The organism is Syntrophomonas sp. UBA1041 (genome assembly GCF_002316705.1).
Classification (GTDB): domain Bacteria; phylum Bacillota; class Syntrophomonadia; order Syntrophomonadales; family Syntrophomonadaceae; genus DTU019.
The window spans coordinates 2,676-3,235 of the sequence record NZ_DCEA01000061.1 but is presented as its reverse complement, the minus strand read 5'-3'; the positions used below and the strand labels follow the sequence as shown (position 1 = coordinate 3,235).

1 protein-coding gene is annotated in these 560 nt (G+C 53.6%); it reads right to left on the bottom strand.

Annotation, left to right across the window (positions count from 1 at the left end; genetic code table 11):
• The coding region (gene pheS, locus B2633_RS08665) for a phenylalanine--tRNA ligase subunit alpha (protein WP_483170208.1) at positions 1 to 560 on the bottom strand (560 nt) is incomplete at both ends.

Below are 560 nucleotides of genomic sequence, written 5' to 3'. Positions count from 1 at the left end.
ATGCCGTATTTCAGCATGGCGATGCGCTCCACCCCCATGCCAAAAGCAAAGCCGGTAACATGATCGGGATCATACCCCCCGTAACGAAGCACATTGGGGTGAACCATACCTGACCCCAGAATTTCCAGCCAGCCGGTGTGAGAACATACCCGGCAGCCGGATCCTCCGCACATCACACAGGAGATGTCCATTTCGGCGCTCGGCTCAGTAAAGGGAAAGAAGCTGGGGCGGAAGCGCACCCGTACATTGTAGCCGAACATCTCCTGGGCGAATAGCATCAGGGTTCCCTTGAGATCGGCAAAAGTGATGTGCCGATCGATTAACAGCCCTTCCACCTGCTGGAACATGGGAGAATGGGTGGCGTCATCGTCTTTGCGGTAGACTTTGCCCGGCACCACGATTTTAACCGGAAGCTGCGGAGCCATCTTTTCCATGGTGCGCACCTGAACCGGCGAGGTGTGGGTTCTGAGCAAGACATCTTCATCTATATAGAACGAATCCTGCATATCCCGGGCAGAGTGGTCTTTGGGGACATTTAAGGCTTCAAAATTATAATAATC